The organism is Roseateles violae (genome assembly GCF_030410485.1).
Taxonomy (GTDB): Bacteria; Pseudomonadota; Gammaproteobacteria; order Burkholderiales; family Burkholderiaceae_C; genus Roseateles_D; species Roseateles_D violae.
Window position 1 is genome coordinate 588,084 of sequence record NZ_JAUHHC010000005.1, and the last position, 24,975, is coordinate 613,058.

The window sequence follows — 24,975 nt, forward strand, 5'->3', positions numbered from 1 at the left end:
CATCGAAGGAAGCATCATGAACAAGCCCTCGACTCCGAGCCTCCTGCTCGTCCCCGCGCTGCTGGCGCTGGCCGCCTGCGCGCAGACCTCCCCCGGCACCATCGCCTATGCCAGCGACGAATACGCGCCCGAAGCGCTGCTGCAGGCCGATCCCAGCTCGGCCGGCGCCATGCCGCTGACGCGTGAAGACGTGACCCGCGAAATGCTGCGCGCCCGCGCCGCCGGCGAGATGGATTGGGTCAACCATTGAGGCCCGCCTGGTGAGACCCGACACGCGTCGCAGCGCCTGCCAGAGCAAAGACAAGACGGTCGCCAGCCCATATCGGAGGGCCGGAGCATCGAGCATCCGGCCCTTTTCTTTCGGGCCGGCCGTTTTCGAGGGCCAAAGAGGCAGAGCGCCCACCCGATTGCGACAGAAGCCGACAGCGCTTGCCCTTGGTCGAGTCCCCCGCGGCCTTTGACGTATCCTCATCCGCTCATGCGGACGATGCCGCGCCGCTGCGACAGGATCTACGCCGCCATGGAAGCATTCAATGACCGTTGAGCCCGATGCCGGTACGGCAGCCCTGTCGCCGCCCAGCTTGACCCGCGCGCAAGCGTTTCGCTACTGGCTCAGGCTCGGCTTCATCAGCTTTGGCGGCCCGGCCGGGCAGATCGCCCTGATGCATGAGGAACTGGTGGAGCGGCGGCGCTGGATCTCGGAAAACCGGTTTCTGCATGCGCTGAACTACTGCATGCTGCTGCCGGGCCCCGAGGCCCAGCAGCTGGCCACCTACATCGGCTGGCTGATGCACCGGAGCTGGGGCGGGATCGTGGCCGGCGCGCTGTTCGTGCTGCCCTCGCTCATCATCCTGATCGCCCTGTCGTGGGTCTACATGGCCTACGGCCACGTACCCGCCATCGCGGCCCTCTTCTACGGCATCAAGCCTGCGGTCACGGCCCTGGTCGTGCATGCCGCCTGGCGCATCGGCTCACGCGCGCTCAAGAACCGCTGGCTCTGGGGCATCGCGCTGGGTGCGTTTGGAGCGATCTTCCTGCTGAATCTGCCCTTTCCACTGATCGTGCTGATGGCCGGCATCGTCGGCTATGCCGGTGGAAAGTACGCGCCGGACAAGTTCAGGAGCGGCGGCGGACACGGCGCCGCCCAGCAGGCTTACGGCCCGGCGCTGATCGACGACGACACGCCGACGCCTGCGCATGCGCGCTTCAGCTGGGCCCGGTTGCGCACGGTCATCGCCGTCGGCCTGGGGCTTTGGGCTGCGGTCATGGGCGGGCTGATCGCCCTGTTCGGGTGGTCCGGCGCGCTGACCCAAATGGGCTGGTTCTTTACCAAGGCCGCGCTGCTCACATTTGGCGGCGCTTACGCCGTCTTGCCCTATGTCTATCAGGGCGCGGTCGAGCAATTCCATTGGCTCACGGCGCCTCAGATGATCGACGGGCTGGCGCTGGGCGAGACCACGCCCGGTCCGCTCATCATGGTGGTGGCCTTCGTCGGCTTCGTCGGCGCCTGGAATCAAGCGCTGTTCGGCCCCGAGGCCTTGCTGCTGGCGGGCGCGACCGCCGCCTGCGTGGTGAGCTTCTTCACCTTCCTGCCCTCCTTCTTCTTCATTCTGCTCGGCGCTCCATTCATCGAATCCACGCATGGCAAGCTGCAGTTCACCGCGCCGCTGGCCGGCATCACCGCCGCGGTCGTCGGCGTCATCGTCAACCTGGCGCTGTTCTTTGCGTATCACGTCCTCTGGCCAAAGGGCTTCGATGGCCGCTTCGAATGGGCTTCGGCGATCATCGGTTCGGCGGCGGCGCTCGCACTGCTTCGCTACAAGCTGGGCGTGATCCCGGTCGTGCTCGGCTCCGGCGTCGCCGGGCTCCTGTTCCGGCTGGCAAGCGGCTGACCGCGCCCCGCTTAAGCTCCGCCATCTCGTCCAGGGCACACGGCGAAGCTCGTCGCCTTCGGCCGTCGAGTGCGCCGACCTAGGACGCCGCGAGGGAGTCGTACCTGGTCTTGAGCTTGCGCACCGCAGCGACATCGCCCAAGAAGACCAGCAGCGCATCTCTTTCACTCTGAGCCAGGTGCGCGCTATCGAGCAGCTGCAGCTTCCGAATCACGACTTCAAGCGCTTCGGCCAGGTGGCCGATCTGCTTGCCGTAGCTTCCGACCTGCTCGAGCGCCTGCTGCTCCACCTTCGCGTTGGACGTGGCGCCCAGGTCGATGCTGAAGAGATTGAAGGACCAGTTCGAAAGAATCGGTTGAGTGAGCGAAGTCGGCGCCAGCTGAAGCGGCATGTAGACACTTTCCACGGTAACTCCCTGTGCGTGCTGCTACGTCTTGTACGTCCTTGCCGCGGCGACCCCCGCGATCACCGTATTCTGCGGCGCCCACGCAAGAGAAAGGGCGGGAGGCCCCGCCCTTTACGTCTTTCCGCCCTGCGGCCCGCGCCTCAGCCGAAGATCGGTCCGGCGCTGCCCAGCCAGCGCAGCAGCTGCATCAGCGAGCGCGCCTGCGTCTTGCCCAGCAGATTGCGCACATGGGTGCGCAGGGTGCTGACCTGCAGGCCCAGCTGATGCGCGGCCGCATTGACCGCCTGGCCATCGGCCAGCAGCATCAGCACATAGCGCTCGGTGTTGGTCAGCCGGCATTGCTGGCACAGCGCATCGATGCGCGCGCTCTGCGCCAGGCCGGGCCGGTCCAGTTGCACCGTCAGCAGCAGGCAGCCGCCGGGCCAGTCCGCCGCCCGCGCAATGGCGGGCGACAGCGTGCACACATGCAGCCAGCCGGTCTGCAGATTGGGGCTGAACCACAGGCCGGCCTGGGTCGCGCTGTCGGCGCAGGCCAGGCGCAGCAACTCCTCGAGCTTGACGGCCTCGAGCTGGCCGATCGCCATCAGCCGCTGGCCGGCCTGACGGGCCAGCGTGTCGGCGAACAGGCGCTCGGCGCCGCGGTTGACGAACAGCAGGCGGCGATCCGCCTGGCAGACCAGCAAGGGCTGCGGCAGACCGTTGAGCACCTGCTCGGCCCGGCTGCTGCCGGCGACCAGGGCCGGAAACAGCAGCTGCGCCGATTGGCTCGCTTGCGGGAAGGTGGTGGTGGACGTGAACTGCATTTGCTACCCCCTGAAACGCAGCAGAAACAGCTTGCTGCTGAGCTGAAGTCTGGGCGGCGGCGGGGGCCAAATCTATTCACATGAAGGCCTAGCCGCCGCCCCGCGGGCGGCCTAGACCCAGTGGCCGAACGGGCCGAACGAAGGACTGGCCCTTCGAACTAGGCCCTTGGTTTAGGTCCGCGATCGGGCGACTTCGGTTACGCTGCCTGCGCTTCCCAACAACGCTGCGTCGGCCCCGGCCGGCGCCACAAGAAGGGGGTCCGGCGATGCGAGTGCTGCTGGTCGACGACCATGAGCTGGTATGGAACGGCACGCGCCGGCTGCTCGAGAAGGTGGCCGACGACTTCGACTGGGCCGCGGACCTGCACTTCCGCGCGGTGCGCGACCTCGATGCCGCCTGCGCGCTGGCGGCCGAGAAGTTCGACCTGATCCTGCTCGACTACCACCTGCCCGGCATCGAGGGCCTGCAGGCGCTGAAGCTGATCCAGGCGGCCTTCGACGGGGCCATCATCTGCATGGTCTCGGCCGAGAGCGGGGCCGAGCACATCCGCGCGGTGCTGGATGCCGGCGCGGCCGGCTTCATCCCCAAATCCTATGGCGAGGCCGATATGGCCGCCGCGCTGCGCCTGGTGCTGCGGCAGAAGGTCTATGCGCCGGCCGAGTTCCTGTTTGCCGAGGAGATCGTGCGCGGCCGCGAGGCCGACGAGGTGCGCAGCGAGGACCTGGTTGCCTTCCTGCGCAGCGAGCTGTCGGGCCGCCAGCGCGAGGTGCTGGGCCTGGCGCTGCAGGGCCTGCCCAACAAGACGATCGCGCGGCGCCTGCAGATCGCCGAGGGCACCGTCAAGGTCCATCTGTCCATGGTCTACAAGGCGCTGGGCGTGAAGAACCGCGTCGGCGCGCTGTGCCGGGTCTTGCAGGCCGACGCGGCCGGCGCGCTGGAATAGGCAATGGGCGCCGCCACCCTGGCCGAAGCGGACGGCGCGGGCGCGCTCGCGGCCTCGTCCGATGACGCGGCGCGCTACGACAGCCGCCGGCTCGACGTGCTGGTGCGCTTCAGCGCCGCGCTGCGCCTGCAGATGACCCTGGTCGCCTTCGTCATCGCGGCGCTGGCCTGGATCGGCGGCGCGCAGCCCCGCCTGGTGCTGGTCTGGCTGCTGCTGGTGCTGGCCGTGCGCGAGGCGCGCGCCGCGGCGATCAAGCGCCTGGGCCAGCAGCATGCGCGTCCGATCGCACCGCGCATGCGCCAGGTCGCCTGGATGACCCTGGCGCTGGGCCTGGCGCAGGGCAGCTCGGCGCTGCTGATGCTGCAGCTGGAGATCGGCTTCGCGGCGCTGCTGACGATGGTGCTGCTGTCGCTGAGCGCCGGCGCGGTGTCGACGACCTACACGGTGCCGGCCGCCTTCGTCGCCTATGTCGGCGGCATCGCGCTGCCGGCGGCGACGATGTGGCTGCTGCGCGCAGACTCGCTGAGCATCAGCATCGCCGCCCTGGTGCTGCTGTTCATGGCGGTGCAGATCCGCTTCGCGCGGCAGAACATGCAGCTGTTCGACGAGTCCTACCGGATGCGGCTCGAGAACATGACCCTGCTGCAGCAGCTGACCGAGGAACGCCGCCAGCTGGCGCGCGCCCGCGATGCGGCCGTGCAGGCGAACCGCTCGAAGAGCGGCTTCCTGGCCGCCGCCAGCCACGATCTGCGCCAGCCGCTGCAAAGCCTGTCGCTGAACAGCAGCGCGCTATCGCGGCGCGCGCTCGATGCCGAAAGCCGCGCGATCGCCGGCGAGATCGGCGCCGGCATCGAGGCCTTGCGCCAGATGCTGGATGCGCTGCTCGATGTCTCCAAGCTCGACGCCGGCGTGGTCACGCCGCTGCTGCGGCCGATTCCGCTGGACCGGCTGCTGCAGGCCTTGTGCGGGCGCTTCCGGCCGGCCGCCGAGGCGCGCGGCCTGCTGCTGAGCGCCGACTGCCCCGAGGGCCTGGTGGTCAGCAGCGACGTCGGCATGCTGCAGCGCCTGCTGTCCAACCTGATCGACAACGCGATCAAGTTCACCGCCCAGGGCGGCGTGCGGCTGTCGGTGCAGGCGCAGCCGACGCATCTGCTGCTGACCGTGCAGGACAGCGGCATCGGCATCGCCGAGGCCGACCAGCAGCGCGTCTTCGAGGATCTGGTGCAGCTCGGCAATCCGCAGCGCGACCGCAGCTGCGGCCATGGCCTGGGCCTGGGCATCGTGCGCCGGCTCGCGCAACTGCTGGGCATCGAGTACTCGATCGAATCGCGGCTCGGCGAGGGCACGCGCTTTCATCTGCGCCTGCCGCGCGGCGACGCCGCGCCGGCGCCATCGGCCGATGCGCTGCGCGCCGCCGGACCCTCGCTGGCGCGGCGGCGCGTGCTTGTTCTTGATGATGATCCTGCCGTGCGATCGGCCTACGCTCATGCGCTGCAAGGCCTCGGTTGCGAGGTCTGCTGCAGCGCCAGCCTGGCCGAGGCGCTGGCCGCGCTGCCGCAGCACGAGCCCGAGATCGCCCTCGTCGACTACCGCCTGGCCGAGGCTCAAGACGGCTTCGAAGCGATCACGCGGCTGCGCGCCGAGCGCCCCGGCCTGGCGGCAGTCATCGTCTCGGCCGACAGCTCGGCCGCCTTGCGCGAGCAGGCCGCCCGCGTCGGCGTGCCGATGCTGCGCAAGCCGGCCAGCGAGGCGATGCTGGCGGCGGCCATCGACGACGGTTTGCGGGACAGGCACGACGGCGACACGGCGGCTTGATCCCGGTCACAGCGCCAGGGAAGGACGGCGACCATGCAAACAACGGCCAACACATGGTTATCGGAAGGCGCCGAGCAATTGGCGGCCGAGCTGGAAACCGGCGGCGCCAAACAGGATGGCGAGTTCGACTGCGACATCCTGATCGTCGGCAGCGGCTATGGCGGGGCCGTCGCCGCAGCCCGGCTGGCCGGCAGCTACGAGCCGAAGCGGGAGCGCTGCTGCAAGGTCTGGCTGCTCGAGCGCGGCAGCGAGCATCTGCCCGGCAGCTTCCCCTCGCAATGGGCCGAGCTGCCCGGCCAGGTGCGCTTCAGCCTGCAGGATGGCGGCGCCCCGCACGGCATGGATCTGGGCCTGTTCGACCTGCGCATCGGCGCCGATGTGTCGGCCCTGCTGGCCAACGGGCTCGGCGGCGGCTCGCTGATCAATGCGGGCGTGATGCGGATGCCGCCGGCGACGGTGTTCCGCCAGGGCTGGCCCGAGGGCCTGCGACTGGCCAGCCTGCGCGAGGCCTTCCGCGCCGCGAAAACCATGCTGAACCCGCGCATGCTGCCCGAGGGCCGCAGCGTGCCCAAGCTGGACCATATGGCCCGGCTCGGGCCGCGCGAAACGCTCGCCGGCCGGGCCGGCGCGGCCGCGAACGAAGCGCCGCCGCCGCGCGCCGCCCGGCTGCCGCTGACCGTGCACTTCGAGCCCGGCTCCAAGACCGACGAGCTGCCGCCCTGCACGCTCTGCGGCGACTGCATGACCGGCTGCAACCAGGGCGCCAAGCTCTCGCTGGACCTCAACTATCTGCGCCAGGCCCGCCAGGCAGGCGCGCGGCTGTTCTGCGGCGGCGCCGTCGAATACCTGGAGAAGTGCCCCGGCGGCTGGATCGTGCACTGGCATTACACCGACACGCGCCTGCGTCCGGCCGATGGCCATGCTTTCAAGCTGCGGGCCCGGCGCGTCGTGCTAGCCGCCGGCACCCTGGGCTCGACCGAGATCCTGCTGCGCTCGCGCGAGCGCGGCCTGCCGCTGTCCGCCCGGCTCGGCAGCGCTTTCTCCTGCAATGGCGACCGCATTGCCGCGGCCTATGGCAACGGCGAGCGGATCCGCGCCGCCGCCGATCCGCAGACCGATCCGGCCGAGGAACGCGACGCCGGCCCGACCATCCTCGGCATCGTCAATCTGCCGGACGAGGCCGCGCCCGGCTATGTGCTCGAAGACCTGTCCGTGCCCGGTGCGCTGCGGCCGCTGTTCGGCGAGATCGTGTTCCTGCTTGCGCGCCTGCTGCAGTCGCCGGAACGCCGCGACGAGACGATGGGCGACAGCGACGATCCGGTCGCCGCGGCGCTCACCGAGGCCGACATCGACCGCATGAGCCTGTATGCCTTCGTCGGCCCCGATGCCGCGGCCGGCACCCTGCGCCTGCCGGCGCCACCCGGACGACGGGCGGCCGTCGAGGCCGGGCTGCGGATCGACTGGGCCGAACCGATTGCGGCGGAGCTGCCCGAGCGCCTGCGCGGCTGGCTGCAGCAGCGGCTCGATCAGGTCGGCGGAGGCGGCGGCACGGCCGTGTCGACGACCGGCTTCAATATCGGCCGGCGCAACCTCGTCAATGTCTCGGTCACCGTCCATCCGCTGGGCGGCTGCCGCATGGGCGACGACGCCGGCAGCGGCGTCGTCGATCGCTGCGGCCGAGTCTTCGATCCGACCGGCGATGTCCACGAGGGCCTGGCCGTGCTCGACGGCTCCATCGTTCCCACCGCGCTGGGCATCAATCCGGCCTTCACGATCACCGCGCTGGCCGAGCACGCGGCGCCGCAGCTGCGCGAGCACTGGGGCCTCGCGCAAGCATCGATCGAGGCCGACCTGCCGGACCGGCCGCGCGCGGCGCCGCGGCGCATCCCGCCGCCACGGGCCGACTGGCAGCTCAGCGAGCGCCTGCAGGGCCGGGTCAGCTTCGACGCGGGCCGGACCCATTTCTGGGCCGGCCTGGAGATCGAGTTCGAGACGATTCCGGGCCTGCACCGCGCGCTGCAGCAGCCCGATGGCGTGCTGAAGCTGCGCCGCGGCACGCTGACGCTGCACGAGGCAGGGCCCGACGATGACGAGTTCAGCATCGCCCCCAGCGCCGACACCCTGGTCTGCAGCGCCGAGCTGGGCGGCCAGATGCTGTTCTTCGCCCCCGGCCCGGCCGGCTGCAAGGAGCGGATGAGCACCCTGGTCTACCGGCTGAGCGTGCAGGGCATCGGCGTGGACCGGGGCGGCCCGCTGCGGATCAACGACCGCCTGGAGGGCATCAAGCTGCTGGGCCTGCCGCCCGAACCCGACGACGAGGACCAGCCCTTCGTCGCCCCCAACCCCTTGCGCCAGCTCAGCGAGCTGACGCTGCGCCATGAGCGCCAGCCGATCGGCCGGCTGACGATAGACCTGGCCTTCCTGGCCGCACAGCGCGAGCCCCTGCTGTCGCTGCTGCGGGCCTCCAATCTCGTCGATGCGCTGGTCGACCTCGGCAGCAGCGGGGTCTTCGTGCTGCGGCGCCTGCTGATGTCCTGGATCAAGACGATTGCCGACCTCGGCGATCCGCCCGGCGAGGGCCAGGCCCAGCACCTGGACGAGCGCTACCCGGGGCCGGTTGCCGGCGCCGAGCCTGAGGTGATCGAGCTCGACGGCCGCGGTGCGCGGCTGACGCATTACAAGATCGCCGCCCCTTGCGGCGCGCCGCTGCTGCTGATCCATGGCCTGGGCGTCTCCGGCAGCATCTTCAGCCATCCGAGCATTCCGCACAGCCTGCTGAGCTGCCTTCACGAAGACCGGCGCGATGTCTGGATCCTCGACCTCAGCAGCAGCATCGGCAACGAATGGGGACGCCAGAAGCTGGAGCCGCAGCACTGGTCGACGCATCGCATCGCCCAGGTCGAGATTCCGGCGGCGATCGACTGCGTGCTGGCCCGCAGCGGCCAGCCGCGGCTCGACGTGTTCGCGCACTGCATGGGCGGGCTGATGTTCTGCATGGCGACCTTGAACGATCTGCGGCTGGCGCCGAAGATCCGTGCCGCCGTGCTGTCGCAGACCGGTCCGCTGCCACGGCTGAGTCCCTACAACCGCTTCCGCGCCTTTGTCGTCGGCGCGCTGGAGCAGATGTTCGAGATCGACGAGCTCGATGCCTGCCCCGACTACCAGGCCACGCTCGGCACCGATGGCCGCCCGGTCTGGCAGCGCATCACGCCGCGGCCGTCCCGGCTCGACCTGGCCGACGCGATGCTGGCCCTCTTTCCCTATCCGGACAACGAGAGCGGCGAGGACAGCGAAGCGATGCGACAGCGCAACTCGCCGGTCAGCGAATCGGACTTCCTGCGCATCCGCCACCGCGCGGACGGCATCTTCGGCCAGCTGTTCGAGCTGCCCAATGTGGCCGATTCGACCTTGGCCTGCCTGGACGCGCTGTTCGGCTGGGTCAAGGTGCCCATCCTCCTGCAGGCGATCCAGTTCACCCGCTACCAGCTGCTGACCGACAGCGAGGGCCGCAACCGCTTCGTCCATGAAGCGAATCTGGCCGAGGGCTTCGGCTTCCCGGTGCTGTTCATCCATGGCCAGCGCAACCGGGTGTTCGACTGGCAGGGCAGCCTCAACAGCCTGCAGCTGCTGCAGAAGATCCGCGGCGAGCCGGTCTCCACCGCGGCCGACCGCTCGCAGGCCGGCCGGCGCCTGTATGGCGAAGGCGCCACGCAGCTGGCCGTGTTCGAGCGCTATGGCCACCTGGACTGCATCTTCGGCAAGGACATCCGCCGGGACATCTACCCGAGCTTGCGCGACTTTCTCGACGACCCCAAGCTGCCGCGCCCGGGCCGCGCGCTCAAGCCCCTGCCACCGCTGGCGCAGCTGCCGGCGCTGGGCCCGATGCTGGGCTGGCTGCGGCCGCTGGAGGTGCAGGGGCAGCGCTGGCTGCAGTTCCAGCTGCTGGTCCATCCGGCACCGCAGGCGCCGCGCTGCTATGCGGTGGCGGTCGTGCCGGTGCTCGAGGGCGCGCCCCAGTTGGAGCAGGCCCGCCTGCTGCCCTGGCCCGGCGACTATGGCCAGGTGCTGACGCTGCAGCTGCTCGATGCCGAGGGCCGGCCCGCCAACCATGCCCTGCTGACCCTGCATGCCGACCAGGCGCCGACGCTGGCCGAGGCCGAGCCCGCGGCCTGGCTGGCCCACAGCAGCGCCGCCGACGCGGGCACGATCGCCGCGCTGCGCCTGACGCTGCTGGGGGACCGTCAGGACATGAGCGCCGAGGCGCAGCGCAGCGTGTTCACGCTGACGGCCCGCGTTGCCGCCGCGGCCGACCGCGGTGGCGCCGACACTTCGGCGCCGCTGAGCTTCGCGCTCGCCAGCTGCCAGTACCCGCCGACCCTGATCGACGAGCAGCTCGCCGGCGCCTCCTACGCGCGGCTCGCCGAGGACGCCCAGCGCGCCGATGGGCCCCAGCTGCTGCTGCTGGCCGGCGACCAGGTCTATATCGACGCCGGCGGCGGCGTGTTCAGCGGCGCCAGCTCGCCCTCGGCCCTGCTGCCCAAGGACAGCGCGATGATCGCCCGCTCCTACGAGCTGAGCTACGGCCTGCCGGCGATGCGCCGCACGACGGCGCGGCTGCCCAGCTTCGCGATGCTGGACGATCATGAGGTCGGCAATGACTGGCCGGGCCTGGCCGGCGCGCCCGAATTGCCGCAGGTGGACGTCGGTGCGGCGCTGCAGGCCTTCGGGCATTTCCAGCGCGCGCTGGGCCCCTATGGCGAGCGCACAAGGCTGGGCGGCGAGGGTTCGCAGAGCTATGTCTTCCATCCGGCCGGCCATCCGGTCTTTGTGCTGGACACCCGCATCCACCGCGAGGCGCGCAGTGCCGCCACCGTCGGCCGCGCCAGCCTGCTGCGGGCGGACGTGATGGCGGCCCTGCTGGCCGGCCTGAAAAGCGCGCCGGCGCAAAGCATCAAGTTCATCCTCTCGCCCTCGCCGCTGCTGCCGCCCGAGCGCTTCAACAAGGACCGGGTGGCCGAGCGCCTGCACAGCGACACCGGCAGCGGCTTTCCCTGCTGGACCGCCACGCTGCTGAACTTCATCCACGCCAACGCGATCGAGCGCGTCGTGCTGCTCAGCGGCGACAGCCATCTGTCCTCGGTGTGCGAGTTCGAGTTCGAGCCGCTGGGCAGCGGCCGCGTGATCGGCATCGTGTCCTCGGCGCTGTACGCGCCCTGGCCCTTCGCGAACCAGCGGCCCGACGAACTGGTCCTCGGCGGCCCGCCCGTCGACCTCGGCCCGCCCGGCACGCCCTGCGTGGGCAGCGTCAGGCTGCATGCGATGTCCGCGGCCAACGGCTATGCCCTGCTGCGCGCCGATGCCCAGGCCGGCCTGCTGACGGTGAGCCTGCGCTCGGCCGATGGCAGCAGCAACAGCGACTGCGAATTCCATTTTTGACCAGGAGCCCCGCCATGCCCACCTTCACCGGCAAGACGACGACCTACACGGACCGCAACGGCAACTTCGGTCCCTATGTCAACGAGATCAGCTTCGAGGCCAGCTTCGACGCCCAGGGCCGCTGGACCATAGAGCCCAGCGACTTCAGCGGCCACGCGCCCACCGACGCCAACAATGTCAGCGAGCTGGCGGTGACGCTGAAGAGCCGGGCCGAGGGCCAGTCCAGCCGCACGGCCAAAACGGCGGCGGTGAAGGTCGTCTTCAGCATCGTCACCCAGGAAGGCGTGCACGCGAGCCTGGACCTGAGTTTCGACACCGCGGCCAGCTTCCTCGTGCCGGCCGGCCCCGACAAGAACAAGACGCTGAAGGGGCTGCCGCTGGACACGGCAAGCGGCCAGATCACCATGGTCGGCAAGGGCAAGCTGAAGGCGGCCTTTGGCCTGGTCTCGGCCAAGTCCGGTGTGCTGCTGAGCGGCAAATTCACGCCCAACCCCTGGGCCTGAGTCCCGCCTACAGCGCCAGATGGTGCGACTGCAGGGTCAGGATGCCGTCGAAGATCAGGCTGTCGATCAGCTCATGCTCGATGTCCAGCGCCGGCGAGACCTTCCAGCCGGCGCCGCCGGTCATCAGGGTCAAGGGCTCGTGGCCGGCGCGTTGCTTCAGGTGGCGGTGCATGCGCTCGATCGCGCCGGTGATCGCGTAGTTGCCGCCGCTGGTCAGCGCGTCCGAGGTGTTGGTCGGGAATTCGCGCACCTCGCCCGTCGGCACGCGCAGACCGGCCGTGCCGCCCTCCAGCGCGCGCAGCATGATGCCGTGGCCGGGCAGGATCAGGCCGCCGATGAAATGGCCGTCCGCCTCGAGCGCGTCGACGGTCACCGCGGTACCCACCATCACGACCAGGCAGGCACGCGCCGGCCCGCGCCGGAGGCTATGTGAGCGCGCACCGACCAAGGCGACGAAACGGTCGGTGCCGAGCCGGCCCGGGTGGTCGTAGCCATTGCTGATGCCGCCGCCCTGGGCGCTGGAGACGATCCAGCGCGGCGTCACATCCCACAGCTCCAGCTGCTCCTCGACGCGGCGACGCACCGCGTCGCCGGCCACATTGCAGCCCAGCACGCTGTGCGGCACCGGCAGGCGCTGCCAATCGCCCTCGCCGAGCTGCTCGATGTTTTCCAGAAACACCGCGCCATGGGCCAGCAGTACCGCCCCCGGCTGGGGCGATGCATACAGCGCCCATTTCAGGCGGGTATTACCGATATCGATGGCCAGAAAGCTCATGGTGGGAGGCGGCGCTTGTCGTCAACGCCGCCAGCCTACCAGTTCCGGCGCCGCGCGCAGGGCCTCAAGTTGCGGCGCGGGCGGCCGATATCGCAGATGGAGGAGCCTTTGCTCCGGTGCCAAGCAAGCGCAAAACGCCTCTGAGCAACAAGCTGCACGCGCCGGGGAAACGAGCGGTACAAGGCCCATGAAATCACTGTCCATATCCACCAAGCTGTGGCTGCCGGTCATTGCGCTGGCGGTGGTCGTCGTGCTGATGACGACCGCCTCGGCCACGCGCACGCAGGCGCTGCAGGCCAAGGCCACCGTCGAACAGCAGGAGCAACAGCGCAAGTTCGAGCTCTCTTTGCGCTGGCGCGGCCTGACCGAGACCAACGCGACCCGCACCGTCGCCAGCATCCTGAGCGCCGATGCCGGCGTGGGCGAGACCTTCAAGCCCGAGATCGACGCGACCTCGGCCAGAATCTCCGAGCTGCAGAAGGAACTGGAGGCACTGGCCACCAGCGAGGCCGAGAAAGCGGCGATGGCCAAGATCGCGCAAACGCGCGCGGCCTATATCGCGCAGCGCGGCGAGATCGTCAAGATGAAGAGCGGCGGCGACCAGGCCGGCGCGGCGGCCGCGCTGAAGGCCAGGATGCAGCCGGCGGTGGCCGTCTATCTGGACGCGCAGCAGGACTTCGTCAAGCTGCAGCAGCAGCATTCGGACGAGCTGCGCGTGGCGGCCGGCGCCGAGCGCATGCGCACGGTCTGGCTGGCCGGCGGGCTGATGGTGCTGATCGTCGCCGGCCTGAGCGCGGCCACCTTCTTCCTGGTCCGCTCGATCAGCCAGCCGCTGGCCGAGCTGGCGCGCCAGGCGGACCGCATCGGCGGCGGCGACCTCAGCGGCCGCATCGACACCGGCCGCGGCGACGAGATCGGCACCGTGCAGCGCTCGCTGGCTGCGATGCAGGACGCGCTGAACCGCGTCGTCGGCGAGGTCCGCCATAGCGCCGACAGCATCCAGACCGCCAGCGCCGAGATCGCCACCGGCAACCAGGACCTGTCGCAGCGCACCGAGCAGACCGCCTCCAATCTGCAGCAGACGGCCAGCTCGATGACGCAGCTGACCGGCACCGTCAAGCAGAGCGCCGACAGCGCCGCCACCGCCAAGCAGCTGGCCGACAGCGCGACCCAGGTCGCGCAGCGCGGCGGCGAGGTCGTCGGCCAGGTCGTCGCGACCATGGACGAGATCAACGCCAGCTCGAAGAAGATCAACGACATCATCGGCGTCATCGACGGCATTGCCTTCCAGACCAATATCCTGGCGCTGAACGCCGCGGTCGAGGCGGCGCGCGCCGGCGAGCAGGGCCGCGGCTTCGCGGTCGTCGCCGGCGAGGTGCGCTCGCTGGCGCAGCGCTCGGCCGAGGCGGCCAAGGAGATCAAGGGCCTGATCGGCAGCAGCGTCGACAAGGTCGAGGTCGGCGCCCGCCTGGTGCAGGACGCCGGCAGCACGATGGACGAAATCGTCGCCAGCGTCGGCAAGGTCGGCGACATCATCGGCGAGATCCGCGCCAGCACGGTCGAGCAGAGCGAGGGCATCGTCTCGGTCAACGGCGCCGTCGGCCAGCTGGACCAGATGACCCAGCAGAACGCCGCCCTGGTCGAGCAGAGCGCCGCCGCGGCCGAGTCGCTGCGCGAGCAGGCCGGCAAGCTGGCCCATCTGGTCAGCGGCTTCAAGCTGCAGGGGGCGGCCGTCGGCTCGGTCACGCCGGTCGTCGCGGCGACATCGAGGCCGCCCTCCCCCCCCGCCTCGACCAAGCCGGCGGTCCAGGCCGCAGCCAAGCCGGCACCGGCCCGGCCGCTGGCAAAGCCGGTGGCGGCAGCGAAGCCCGCCCTCCCCGCCAAGCCGGCGTTGGCGGCCGTGCCGGCCAGCGCGGATGGGGACTGGGAGACGTTCTGATTCTGGCCCCGCCACCACCCGACCTTCCGGCTCCGCGGCCGGAAGGCTTTCATCGTTTCAAGAGAGGGAGCGCCGCATGCTGCGCCAACTGAATATCCGCCCCCGGCTGCTGCTGGGTTTCGGCCTGATGCTGCTGATGAGCGCCGTGCTGGCCGGCATCGGCGGCTTCGGCCTGAACATCGCGCAAAAGGCGCTGCATGGCATCACCCATGAGCTGATCCCGGCCAACAACATCACGACGGCCGGCCGCACGCGGCTGATCGAGAGCCGCGCCGCCACCTCGACCCTGGTCGCCTCGATCTTCAACAACGAGGACATGAAGCGGGCCAAGGCCGCCTGGGACAAGGCCCAGCAGGAGCTGGACCGGGCAATGGAGCAGTTCGGCACGCTCAGCAAGAGCGACAAGCAGAAAGCCGATCTGGACGCCTTCCGCGCCCATATCGCCAGCTACCGCAAGGCGGTGGCACCGGTCGCTACCAAGCTGCTGGACAACGGCTATGCCGATGCGCAGGAGGCCTTTGCCGACATGAAGTCGGCCGACGCCGCCTACGAGCCGGCCATCACGATGCTGCAAGGCCTGGAGGCCACCCTGGCCAAGACCAGCGAGGCGGTGTTCGACCAGGTCAACGGCCTCGTCAACACCATCTTCGTCGTGCTGCTGCTGGCTTTCGCCGCCTGCTGCGCGGCCGGCCTGCTGCTGGCCTGGCGCGTGTCGGCCTCGATCGTCGCGCCGGTCGCCGACGCGACCCAGTTCGCCGAGCGCATCGCCGCCGGCGATCTGCGCGCTGCGCCGCAGGTGCGAGGCCATGGCGCGGAGCGGGACGAGGCGGCGGCCATGATGCGCTCGCTGGCCAGCATGCAGGCTTCGCTGGCCGGGATCGTCGGCCAGGTGCGCGAGTCGGCCGAGAGCATCCAGGTCGCCAGCAGCGAGGTCGCCAGCGGCAATCTGGACCTGTCCAGCCGCACCGAGCAGACGGCCTCCAACCTTCAGCAGACCGCCAGCTCGATGAGCGAGCTGACCGTCACCGTCGGCCACAGCGCCGAGGCCGCGGGCACGGCCAAGACCCTGGCCGGCAGCGCCGCCGAGGCGGCCGGCCGCGGCGGCGAGGTGGTCTCGCGGGTCGTCACGACCATGGGCGACATCAACGAGTCCAGCAAGAAGATCGCGGACATCATCGCGACCATCGACGGCATCGCCTTCCAGACCAATATCCTGGCGCTGAACGCCGCGGTCGAAGCCGCGCGCGCCGGCGAGCAGGGCCGCGGCTTTGCCGTCGTCGCCAGCGAGGTGCGCTCGCTGGCCGGCCGCTCGGCCGAGGCGGCCAAGGAGATCAAGAACCTGATCGTCGCCAGCGTCGAGCGGGTGGAGGCCGGCACCGCGCTGGTCAACAACGCCGGCGAGACCATGGGCGAGATCGTCGCCTCGGTGCAGCGCGTCGCCGACACGATCGGCGAGATCAGCGCCTCGGCCAGCGAGCAGAGCATCGGCATCGGCCGCGTCAACGGCGCGGTCAACCAGCTGGACCAGATGACGCAGCAGAACGCCGCCCTGGTCGAGCAATCGGCCGCGGCCGCGCAATCGCTGAAAGAGCAGGCGGTCAAGCTGTCGGGTCTGATGAGCCGCTTCCAGCTCGGCTGAGGCCGGCGGCCGCCCTGGGCGGGCCGCTGCTAGGCCAGCCCCCGCAGCTCGCGCAGCGCCACCGACAGCATGGCCGCATCCGGCGCCGGCACCGCGCGCAGCTCGCCGAGCAGCTGCGCCGCGCGCTCGATCGTGCGGCCGTTGCTGGCCTGCCAGGCGTCGACCAGGGCCTCCGGCGATTCGCCATCGCCGCCGCTGCCGGCTAGCACCGCGCTGGCGATCGCGCGCTGCAGGCCCCAGAGGTCGTCCAGCATCGCGCCCTTGGCCAGCATCTGCCAATGCTGGTCGCCGGGCAGCGCATTGATCTTGTCGCGCAGCCAGGGCATGCCCAGCTTGTTGGCCAGGTCGAAGTAGATCGCCGCGACCAGTTCGACCGGCCAGCGCGCGCTGCCGGCGATCTCGGCGATGTCCAGGGTCGCGTACAGGGTGCCGAAGGTGACCACCCGCTCGGCCAGCGCGGCCGGCACCCCGCCGGCAATGTAGTGCGCGGCCGCCGCGTCGACCCGCGCGCGCTCGTCGGCATCGAGCAATTGCGGCAGGCGCGCGCCGAGCTTCTCGACGTTCGAGGTGAAGTGCTCGATCGTCTCGCCCATATCGTCGATCAGCCGGCGCGAGCGCAGGAACCATTTGGTGCCACGTTCGAGCTGGCGGCTGGTGTCGATCAGCATCTGCGACTGCAGCTCGTCGGCGACCTGGTTGTCCAGCGCCTCGATGCCCTGCCAGAGGCTCACCATGCCGAAGATCTCGCGGCTCAAGAGATAGGCGCGCACGACCTCGAAGGGCCGCGCGCCGGTCGTCTCCTGCAGCCGGTGCACGAAGGTGCTGCCGACGCGGTTGATCATGCTGTTCGTCACATGGGTGGCGATGATCTCGCGCCGCAGCGGATGGCGCGGCATATAGCCGGCGAAGCGCTGCTGCAGCAGGCTGGGGAAATAGCGCTGCAGCGCCGTCGACACCCAGGGATCGTCGGGCAGGGTCGAGTCCAGCAACTCGTCGTAGAGCCAGATCTTGCAATAGGCCAGCAGCACCGCGCGCTCGGGGTTCGTCAGGCCCTGGCTCTTGCCACGCCGCTCGGCGATCTCCTCGTCGCTGGGCAGGAACTCGATCGCGCGATCGAGCCGGCCGCTCTTCTCCAGGAACTGCATGAAGCGCGTCTGCGCGTCCATCAGCATCGGCGCGATGCGGCCGGTCACCGACAGCACCTGGGTCTGGAAGATGTTGTCGCGCAGCACCAGGGCGGCGACCTCGTCGGTCATCTCGGGCAGCAGGGTGTTGCGCTGCTTCTCGGTCAGCTCGCCGTCGCCGCTGGCCAGGCCCAGCAGAATCTTGATATTGACCTCGTGGTCCGAGGTGTCGACGCCGGCCGAGTTGTCGATCGCATCGGTGTTGATGCGGCCGCCGGCCAGCGCATATTCGATCCGGCCCAGCTGCGTGCAGCCCAGGTTGCCGCCCTCGGCGAAGACCTTGCAGCGCAGCTCGCCGCCGTTGACGCGCAGGGTGTCGTTGGCCCGGTCGCCCACCTGCGCATGGGTCTCGCGCGCCGCCTTCACATAGGTGCCGATGCCGCCGTTGTAGATCAGGTCGACCGGCGCCTTCAGGATCGCGTTGACCAGTTCGGTCGGCGTCAGCGCGGCGGCCGTGATGCCCAGCACCCGCTGCACCTCGGCCGTGATCGCGATCGATTTGGCGCTGCGCGGATGGACGCCACCACCGGCCGAGATCAGCGTCTGGTCGTAGTCGGCCCAGGACGAGCGCGGCAGCGCGAACAGGCGCTCGCGCTCGACAAAGGAGCGCTCCGCGTCCGGCGTCGGATCCAGGAAGATGTGTCGGTGGTCGAAGGCCGCGACCAGCAGGATATGGCGCGACAGCAGCATGCCGTTGCCGAACACATCGCCCGACATATCGCCGATGCCGGCCACGGTGAAGGGGCTCTGCTGCGTGTTGCGGCCCATCTCGCGGAAATGGCGCTTGACCGATTCCCAGGCGCCGCGCGCGGTGATGCCCATGGCCTTGTGGTCGTAGCCGACCGAGCCGCCGGAGGCGAAGGCATCGCCGAGCCAGAAGCCGTATTCCTTGCTGATGCCGTTGGCGTAGTCCGAGAAGGTCGCCGTTCCCTTGTCGGCGGCAACGACCAGATAGGGATCGTCGCCGTCGTGGCGGCGCACATCGGGCGGCGGCACGATGGCGTCGCCGACGCGGTTGTCGGTCAGGTCCAGCAGCCCGCGCAGATAGTCCTGGTAGCAGGCCACGCCCTCCCTCATGAAGGCCTCCCGGTCGCTGGCCGGGGGCGCCTTCTTCAGGACGAAGCCGCCCTTGGAGCCGACCGGCACGATGACGGTGTTCTTGACCATCTGCGCCTTCACCAGGCCCAGCACCTCGGTGCGGAAATCCTCCGGCCGGTCCGACCAGCGCAGGCCGCCGCGCGCGACCCGGCCGCCGCGCAGGTGCACGCCCTCGAAGCGCGGCGAGTAGACGAAGATCTCGAACATGGGCTTGGGCGCCGGCAGGCCCGGCACCTTCGATGAATCGAACTTGAAGGAGAGATAGGAGCGCCGGCGCCAGAAGTTGGTCCGCGTCGTCGCCAGCATCAGGGCCAGGTATTGCCGCAAGACGCGGTCCTCGGACAGATTGGCGACATCGTCCAGCGCCGCCTCGATCGCCGCCGCCTCCGCCTGCGCCGCCGCCGCGTCGCCAGCCTGCGGATCGAAGCGCAGCTCGAACAGGCGCAGAAGCCGCCGCGCGATGGCCGCATGGGCGACCAGGGTCTGCTCGATGAAGCTCTGCGACAGCGCGAAGCCGATCTGCCGCATGTACTTGGCATAGGCGCGCAGCACGACGATCTGCTCGGCCGGCAGCCGCGCGGCGACCACCAGGCGGTTGAAGTCGTCGTTCTCGACCGCGCCGGACAGCACGGCGCCGAAGGCATCCTCGAAGACCTGGTGCAGCGCGTCGACCTCCAGCTCGGCCGCGCCGACATTGCTGACCAGGCCGAAGTCGTGAATCCAGATCGGCGCCGCGCCGCGCGGCGTGATCCGGTACGGGTGCTCGTCCAGCACCTTCATGCCCATGTGCTCCAGCATGGGCAGGCTGCTGGACAGGATCAGCGGCTCGCCCTGGCGCACCAGCTTGAAGCGCAGGCTGCCGGCCGGCGCCTCCAGCGGCCGGTACAGGCTCATGCCCGGCGCCTGGCCGTCGCCCAGCCGCGTCATCAGCTCGACGTCGGGCACGGCCGCGCGGGCGGCGAACTCTTCGCGGTAGCCGGCCGGAAAGGCCTCGCCGAACTGGTGCAGCAGCTGCATGCCGCGCGCCTCGCCGAAGGCCTCGACCAGGGCGGCCTGCAGATCGTCGTCCCAGCGCCGCGCGGCGGCGACCAGGCGCTGCTCCAGCTCGCGCACCTCGAAGCGCGGGATGCGCCCCGGCTGCGTGCGCACGGTGATCTGGATGCGCGCCAGCACCGATTCGGACAGATGGACGTTGAACTCCGAGCCGCTGCCCTGGAAGGCCTGCACCAGCAGTTCCTGCCAGCGCTGGCGCAGCTCGGTCGTGTAATGCTCGCGCGGCGCATAGATCAGGCAGGACAGGAAGCGCTCGAAGGGATCGCGGCGCACGAACAGGCGAAAGCGCTGGCGGTCGCCCAGGTGCAGGATGCCGGTGGCGGTGGCCAGCAGCTCGTCGTTGCCGATCTGGAACAGCTCGTCGCGCGGAAAGGTCTCCAGGATGTTGATCATCGCCTTGCCGGCATGGCTGCCCGGCGCCAGGCCGGCGCGCGCGACGACGTCGGCGACCTTGCGCCGCAAGAGCGGGATCTCGGCCGGATTGGCGCTGTAGGCGGTCGAGGTGAACAGGCCCAGGAAGCGGTCCTCGCCGCTGACACTGCCGTCGGCGGCGAAGCGCTTGACGGCGATGTAGTCCAGGTAGCCGGGCCGGTGCACTGTGGAGCGCGCGGTCGACTTGGTAAGGACCAGCAGCTCGGGCCGGCGCGCCTGCGCACGCACCTCGGCCGGCAGCGCGGCGAAGGAGGCCACCGCCTCCTGCGCGCTGCGCTCGCGCAGAATGCCCAGCGCCGAGTCGGGCACGACCCGCAGCTGGTCCTCGCCATCGGGGCCGCGGCTCAACTCGTGGCGGCGGCAGCCCAGGAAGGTGAAATGGTCGTCGGCCAGCCAGCGCAGAAAGGCCTGAGCCTCGGCCAGCTCGGCCGCGGCCAGCGGCAGGCCGGCGCCGGACTGTGCATCGACCACGTCGAGCAGGCGCTGGCGCATCGCCTGCCAGTCGGCCACCGCCGCCCGCACATCGCCGAGCACGCGCGCGACGTCGGCGGCCAGCGCCTCCAGCCGCGCCGCATCGGTCATCCGGTCCACCTCCACATGGATGAACGATTCGCGCCGCTCGCCGCCCAGGCCCTGCAGCGCGCCGTCGGCGCCGCGCTCGACCGGCACCAGCGGGTGGATGATCAGATGCAGGGTCAGGCCGTTGCGGTTGACCTCCATCGTCACCGAGTCGACCAGGAAGGGCATGTCGTCGTTGACGATCTCGATGATGGTGTGGGTCGACTGCCAGCCATGCTCGCCGATGGTCGGGTTGAACACCCGCACCTTGGCATGACCCGGCTCCCGCCGCGCGGCGAAGCTCCAGTGCGACAGCGCCGCGCCATAGAGATCGGCGACCTGGCGCTCGGCCAGCTCCTCGGGATCGACCTGGCCGAAATAGATGCGCACGAATTCTGCCAGGGTCTCGCCCTGCTGCGCCGGCAGCTTGGCGCGCAGCAGCTTGAAGACCTCGTCCAGGCGCTCGTCGCGCAGGCTTTGCTGTTCGTTCGGCACGCTCGTCTCCTCGGCTCGCACAGGCGGACGATCGTGCTCTATTTGGGGGCGCGCCGCAAGGGCGCCGCCCTCAGCCGCCGACGCGCAGCCGTTCCAGCAGGCTCTCGGTGCCGGCCGCCAGCGCGACGACCTCGCCGATGACCAGGATGGCCGGGCTGGCCAGGCCCTCGCGGGCGATCGTTGCCGGCAGCTCGGCCAGGCAGCCGATCGCCTGGCGCTGCCGCGGCGTGTGCGCGGCGGCAACGACGGCGGCCGGCATGTCGGCGCGCATGCCCGCCTCGCGCAGCGCGGCGACGATGGTCTCGCAGCGGGCCACGCCCATGTAGACGACCAGGGTCAGCCGGCTGCGCACCAGCGCCGCCCAGTCGGGTGCGATGCCAGCGTCGCCGTTATGCCCGGTGACCAGCGCGACGCCGGGCGTGCAGCGGCGGTCGGTGACCGGGATGCCGATGCTGGCCGGCCCGGCCAGGCCCGAGGTGATGCCGTTGACGACCTCGACCGGGATGCCGGCCTCGCGCAGCGCGTCGGCCTCCTCGCCGCCGCGTCCGAAGACGAAGGGGTCGCCGCCCTTCAGCCGCACGACCCGGGCACCGCTGCGCGCCTCGCGGATCATCAGCTCGTGGATGAAGCGCTGGTTCGTCGAGGGCCGGCCGCCGCGCTTGCCGACATTGAGCACGCGCGCGGCCGGATTGGCCAGGGCCAGCACGCGCGCATCGGCCAGCTCGTCGGCCAGGATCACGTCGGCCTGCTGCAGGCGGCGCAGCGCGCCCAGGGTCAGCAGCTCCGGATCACCGGGACCGGCGCCGACCAGGCTGACCGGATGGATGTGGTTCGTCATCGTCATGGCGTGAGCTCCTCAACGGTTTCGGCGACCAGCCGGCGCAGCGCCGGCAGGCAGGAGCCGCATTGCGTGCCGCAGCGCAAGGCCGATTGCAGGCCGGCCAGGCGCTGCACCGGCGTGCCGCTGCACGATTGCAGCTGTGTGCGGATGCGGGCCTCGGACACATCGAAGCAGTTGCAGACCTGCGGGCTGCGCGCCGGCTGCCGGGCACCGCCCTGCAGCGGCTCCGGCGCCAGCAGCTGCCGGCCATAGGGGGCGACCGGCTCGACCTCGCGCCAGAGCGGCAGCAGCCAGGCGGCCGCCGCGCCGTCCTCGGTATTGCCGACCAGCAGCAGCGCGCGCAGGCGCGCCGCGGCGCCCTCGCCCTCCAGGCGCAGCAGGCGGCTGCGGCCGCGCCGGCTGTCCGCATAGCGCAAAAGACCTGGCCCCTGCAGGCCCAAGGCCTCGGCCAGGCGCTCGACCAACGCAGCGCCGGGCGGCTCGGCGCAGGCGGCCTCGAAGCGCCAGCCCTCGCGACCCTCGGGGCCCGCCACCGGCACGCAATGCGCATAGCCGAACTCGCCGAACAGCGCGCGCAGCCGCTCGCGCATCGCCGCCCCTTCGCCGCCGGTCACCCAGGCGGCCGCGCTGAGGCGCCAGGGCAGGTCCAGGCGCTGCACATCGATGGCGGCGAACTTCAGCTCCGGCTGCTTCGAGTCGGGGCAGAAGCCGCGTTGGGTCAGCGCATTGATGCCGAAGCCGCCGATGAACTCGGAGCCCCAATGCATGGGCAGATAGGCCTGGGCAGGCGCGACGCCGGCATCGGCGCGCACCGTCAGCACCAGCTCGCCATGGGCCGAGCGGATGCGGGCCAGATCGCCCTCAACCAGGCCGCGGCGCGGCAGATCGGCCGGGTGCAGCGAGAGCGCCGGCGCGCCCTCGTGACCGAACAGGCGCGCGACCGTGCCGCTGCGGCTCATGCCATGCCACTGGTCGCGCAGGCGGCCGGTCGTCAGGCTCAGCGGGTGGCGGGCATCGAGCTTGTCCAGCGGTGCCTGATACGGCTTGGCGATAAAGCGGGCACGGCCGTTCGGCGTCGCGAACAGGCCGTTCTCGTAGAGCCGCGCGCGTGGCGCGCCACCGGCCGGATACGGCCATTGCTGCGGCCCCTTCATGTCCAGCAGCGCGTAGCTGAGCCCGCCGATGTCCAGGTCGCGGCCGACGGTGGCGGCGCGGTGCTCCAGCCACAGCTGCTCAGCCGAATCGATGTCGAACAGGCCGGGCCGGCCCGGCCGCAGCCGCGCCTCCAGCCGCTGCGCGATATCGCGGACGATGCGCCAGTCGGCTCTCGCGCTGCCCGGCGGCGGCACGGCGGCGCGGACGCGGCTGATGCGGCGCTCGCTGTTCGTCACCGTGCCCTCTTTCTCGCCCCAGCTTGCGGCCGGCAGCAGCAGATCGGCATAAGCCGCCGTGGCCGTGTCGGCAAAGGCCTCCTGCAGCACGACGAACTCGCAGGCCTCCAGCGCGCGCCGCACCAGGGCCTGCTCGGGCAGCGACTGCGCCGGGTTGGTGCAGACTATCCACAAGGCCTTGATCTCGCCGCGCGCGGCCGCCTCGAACAGCTCGACGGCCGTCTTGCCCGGCGCAGTCGGCAGCGCGTCGCAGCCCCAGAGCCGCGCGATCTCGTCGCGGTGCTCGGCGCTGCCCGGATCGCGGTGGCCGGGCAGCAGCGTCGCCATGCCGCCGCTCTCGCGCCCGCCCATCGCATTCGGCTGGCCGGTCAGCGACAGCGGGCCGGCGCCGGGCCGGCCGATCTGGCCGGTCGCGAGATGCAGATTGATCAGCGCCGTGTTCTTGGCCGTGCCACTGCTGCTCTGGTTCAGGCCTTGGCAGTACAGCGACAAGCTCGCCGGCGAGCGCGCGAACCACTCGGCCGCCTGCAGCAGGTCCTTCTCCTCGATGCCGCAGATCCGCGCCGCCTCGCGCGGCGTCATGCCGCGCACCAGCGCCTTCAGCGCCTCGAAGCCTTGGGTGTGCGCGGCGATGTAGGCGGCATCGACCCAGCCATCCCAGATCATCGCGTGGAGCAGGCCCTGACACAGTGCGACATCGGTGCCCGGCAGGATCTGCAGATGCAGATCGGCGAACTCGGCGCTTTCGGTGCGGCGCGGATCGACGACGATGATCTTCATCGCCGGTCGGGCCGCCTTGGCGGCCTCGAGCCGACGGAACAGGATCGGATGCGCCCAGGCCGGATTGGCGCCGGTGATGAAGACGCAGTCGGCGTGGTCCAGGTCCTCGTAGCAGGCCGGCGGCGCATCGGCGCCCAGCGTCTGCTTGTAGCCGACGACGGCCGAGCTCATGCACAGCCGCGAGTTGCTGTCGATATTGTTGGTGCCGATCACGGCCCGCGCCAGCTTGTTGAAGGCGTGGTAGTCCTCGGTCAGCAGCTGGCCGGAGATGTAGAAGCCGATCGCATCGGGGCCGTGCTGAGCGCGGATCGCCAGCAGGCGCTCGGCGGCGATCTCGTTGGCCCGCTCCCAAGCGATCGCCTGCGGCTGCGCGCCGCGCCCCTCGCGCAGCATCGGCTGCAGCAGCCGGCGCGTCTGCAGAACGAGGGGCGTCGCCGTCAGGTGCAGGGTCGAGCCCTTGCTGCACAGCTTGCCGAAATTGGCCGGATGCGCCGGATCGCCGCGCACGCCGGTGATCTGCTCGCCCTCGCTTTCGATGATGACGCCACAGCCGACGCCGCAGTAGGGGCAGGTCGAGCGGGTCTCTGCCATCACGGCGATCTCAGCAATGCGCGCGGGTGCAGGGCCCGGCCTTGACCGGCTGCAGATCGATCGCGATCGTGTCCAGCTCCTGCTGGTTCAGCAAGACCTGGCCCGCCTCGACGCGCACCGTGAAGGTCGGCGTCGAGCCTTCGTCGGGCTCGCGCGCGCAGCCGGTGTCCAGGCCGATGGTCCAGTTGTGCAGCGGGCAGGCGACCGCCTTGCCGAAGACGATGCCCTGGCTCAGGGGGCCGGCCCGGTGCGGGCAGCGGTCCAGCAGGGCGAAGACCTGATCGTCGGCGGTGCGGAACAGGGCGACCTGCGGGCCCTTCGCGCGCTGCACGCGGCGCGAGCCGAGCACCGGGATGTCGGCCACCGCGCAGATGCTTTTCCATTCATTCGTCATGGCGCT

15 protein-coding genes are annotated in these 24,975 nt (G+C 70.5%); 8 read left to right on the forward strand and 7 right to left on the reverse strand.

The window, feature by feature from the left end:
- The first annotated feature begins 16 nt into the window (after positions 1 to 16).
- A complete protein-coding gene (locus QWJ38_RS20305; protein WP_290360936.1) occupies positions 17 to 250 on the forward strand; it encodes a hypothetical protein in 234 nt (77 codons plus the stop codon).
- A gap of 283 nt (positions 251 to 533) precedes the next feature.
- Positions 534 to 1,892, forward strand: coding sequence for a chromate efflux transporter (gene chrA, locus QWJ38_RS20310; RefSeq protein WP_290360937.1), 1,359 nt, complete (start codon positions 534 to 536; stop codon positions 1,890 to 1,892).
- A 79-nt stretch (positions 1,893 to 1,971) separates the two neighbouring features.
- Here chrA and QWJ38_RS20315 read toward each other — a convergent pair whose 3' ends face one another.
- Positions 1,972 to 2,298 (reverse strand): hypothetical protein, encoded by a 327-nt coding sequence (locus QWJ38_RS20315; protein WP_290360938.1) that lies wholly within the window; start codon positions 2,296 to 2,298, stop codon positions 1,972 to 1,974.
- Positions 2,299 to 2,438: 140 nt separating this feature from the next.
- Positions 2,439 to 3,101 carry a helix-turn-helix transcriptional regulator gene (locus tag QWJ38_RS20320; RefSeq protein WP_290360939.1) on the reverse strand — a complete coding sequence of 221 codons (663 nt, stop codon included), beginning with the start codon at positions 3,099 to 3,101 and terminating at the stop codon, positions 2,439 to 2,441.
- Between the two features lie 266 nt (positions 3,102 to 3,367).
- Here QWJ38_RS20320 and QWJ38_RS20325 point away from each other — a divergent pair, with 266 nt between their 5' ends.
- From QWJ38_RS20325 to QWJ38_RS20340, 4 genes are read left to right on the forward strand one after another with little or no spacing between them, the layout of a single operon-like run.
- Complete coding sequence (locus QWJ38_RS20325; protein WP_290360940.1) at positions 3,368 to 4,045, forward strand: response regulator; 678 nt, start codon at positions 3,368 to 3,370, stop codon at positions 4,043 to 4,045.
- Positions 4,046 to 4,048: 3 nt separating this feature from the next.
- Positions 4,049 to 5,860: a hybrid sensor histidine kinase/response regulator gene (locus QWJ38_RS20330; protein ID WP_290360941.1), complete on the forward strand. Its 1,812-nt coding sequence runs from the start codon at positions 4,049 to 4,051 to the stop codon at positions 5,858 to 5,860.
- A 33-nt stretch (positions 5,861 to 5,893) separates the two neighbouring features.
- Entirely contained in the window at positions 5,894 to 11,296 is a 5,403-nt protein-coding gene (locus tag QWJ38_RS20335) for an alpha/beta fold hydrolase (RefSeq protein ID WP_290360942.1), read from the forward strand.
- 14 nt (positions 11,297 to 11,310) lie between these two features.
- Positions 11,311 to 11,799, forward strand: a complete 489-nt coding sequence (locus QWJ38_RS20340; RefSeq protein WP_290360943.1) for a hypothetical protein — start codon at positions 11,311 to 11,313, stop codon at positions 11,797 to 11,799.
- A 7-nt stretch (positions 11,800 to 11,806) separates the two neighbouring features.
- On the opposite strand, the gene QWJ38_RS20345 is transcribed toward QWJ38_RS20340, so the two are convergent.
- Positions 11,807 to 12,574 carry a type III pantothenate kinase gene (locus tag QWJ38_RS20345; protein ID WP_290360944.1) on the reverse strand — a complete coding sequence of 256 codons (768 nt, stop codon included), beginning with the start codon at positions 12,572 to 12,574 and terminating at the stop codon, positions 11,807 to 11,809.
- Positions 12,575 to 12,761: 187 nt separating this feature from the next.
- Between QWJ38_RS20345 and QWJ38_RS20350 the strand changes: the two genes are divergently transcribed.
- Both QWJ38_RS20350 and QWJ38_RS20355 read left to right on the forward strand, forming a co-directional pair.
- Positions 12,762 to 14,513: a methyl-accepting chemotaxis protein gene (locus QWJ38_RS20350; RefSeq protein ID WP_290360945.1), complete on the forward strand. Its 1,752-nt coding sequence runs from the start codon at positions 12,762 to 12,764 to the stop codon at positions 14,511 to 14,513.
- Positions 14,514 to 14,589: 76 nt separating this feature from the next.
- Complete coding sequence (locus QWJ38_RS20355) at positions 14,590 to 16,152, forward strand: methyl-accepting chemotaxis protein (RefSeq protein ID WP_290360946.1); 1,563 nt, start codon at positions 14,590 to 14,592, stop codon at positions 16,150 to 16,152.
- Positions 16,153 to 16,181: 29 nt separating this feature from the next.
- Here QWJ38_RS20355 and QWJ38_RS20360 read toward each other — a convergent pair whose 3' ends face one another.
- The 4 genes from QWJ38_RS20360 to nirD form a co-directional block, all read right to left on the reverse strand.
- Entirely contained in the window at positions 16,182 to 20,972 is a 4,791-nt protein-coding gene (locus QWJ38_RS20360; RefSeq protein ID WP_290360947.1) for an NAD-glutamate dehydrogenase, read from the reverse strand.
- A 70-nt stretch (positions 20,973 to 21,042) separates the two neighbouring features.
- Positions 21,043 to 21,816 (reverse strand): uroporphyrinogen-III C-methyltransferase, encoded by a 774-nt coding sequence (gene cobA, locus QWJ38_RS20365; protein WP_290360948.1) that lies wholly within the window; start codon positions 21,814 to 21,816, stop codon positions 21,043 to 21,045.
- Positions 21,813 to 24,575 carry a nitrate reductase gene (locus QWJ38_RS20370; RefSeq protein WP_290360949.1) on the reverse strand — a complete coding sequence of 921 codons (2,763 nt, stop codon included), beginning with the start codon at positions 24,573 to 24,575 and terminating at the stop codon, positions 21,813 to 21,815. Before QWJ38_RS20370 ends, cobA begins: the two co-directional genes overlap by 4 nt.
- Before the next feature lie 10 nt (positions 24,576 to 24,585).
- Positions 24,586 to 24,969, reverse strand: a complete 384-nt coding sequence (gene nirD, locus QWJ38_RS20375; RefSeq protein WP_290360950.1) for a nitrite reductase small subunit NirD — start codon at positions 24,967 to 24,969, stop codon at positions 24,586 to 24,588.
- Between the last annotated feature and the right edge of the window lie 6 nt (positions 24,970 to 24,975).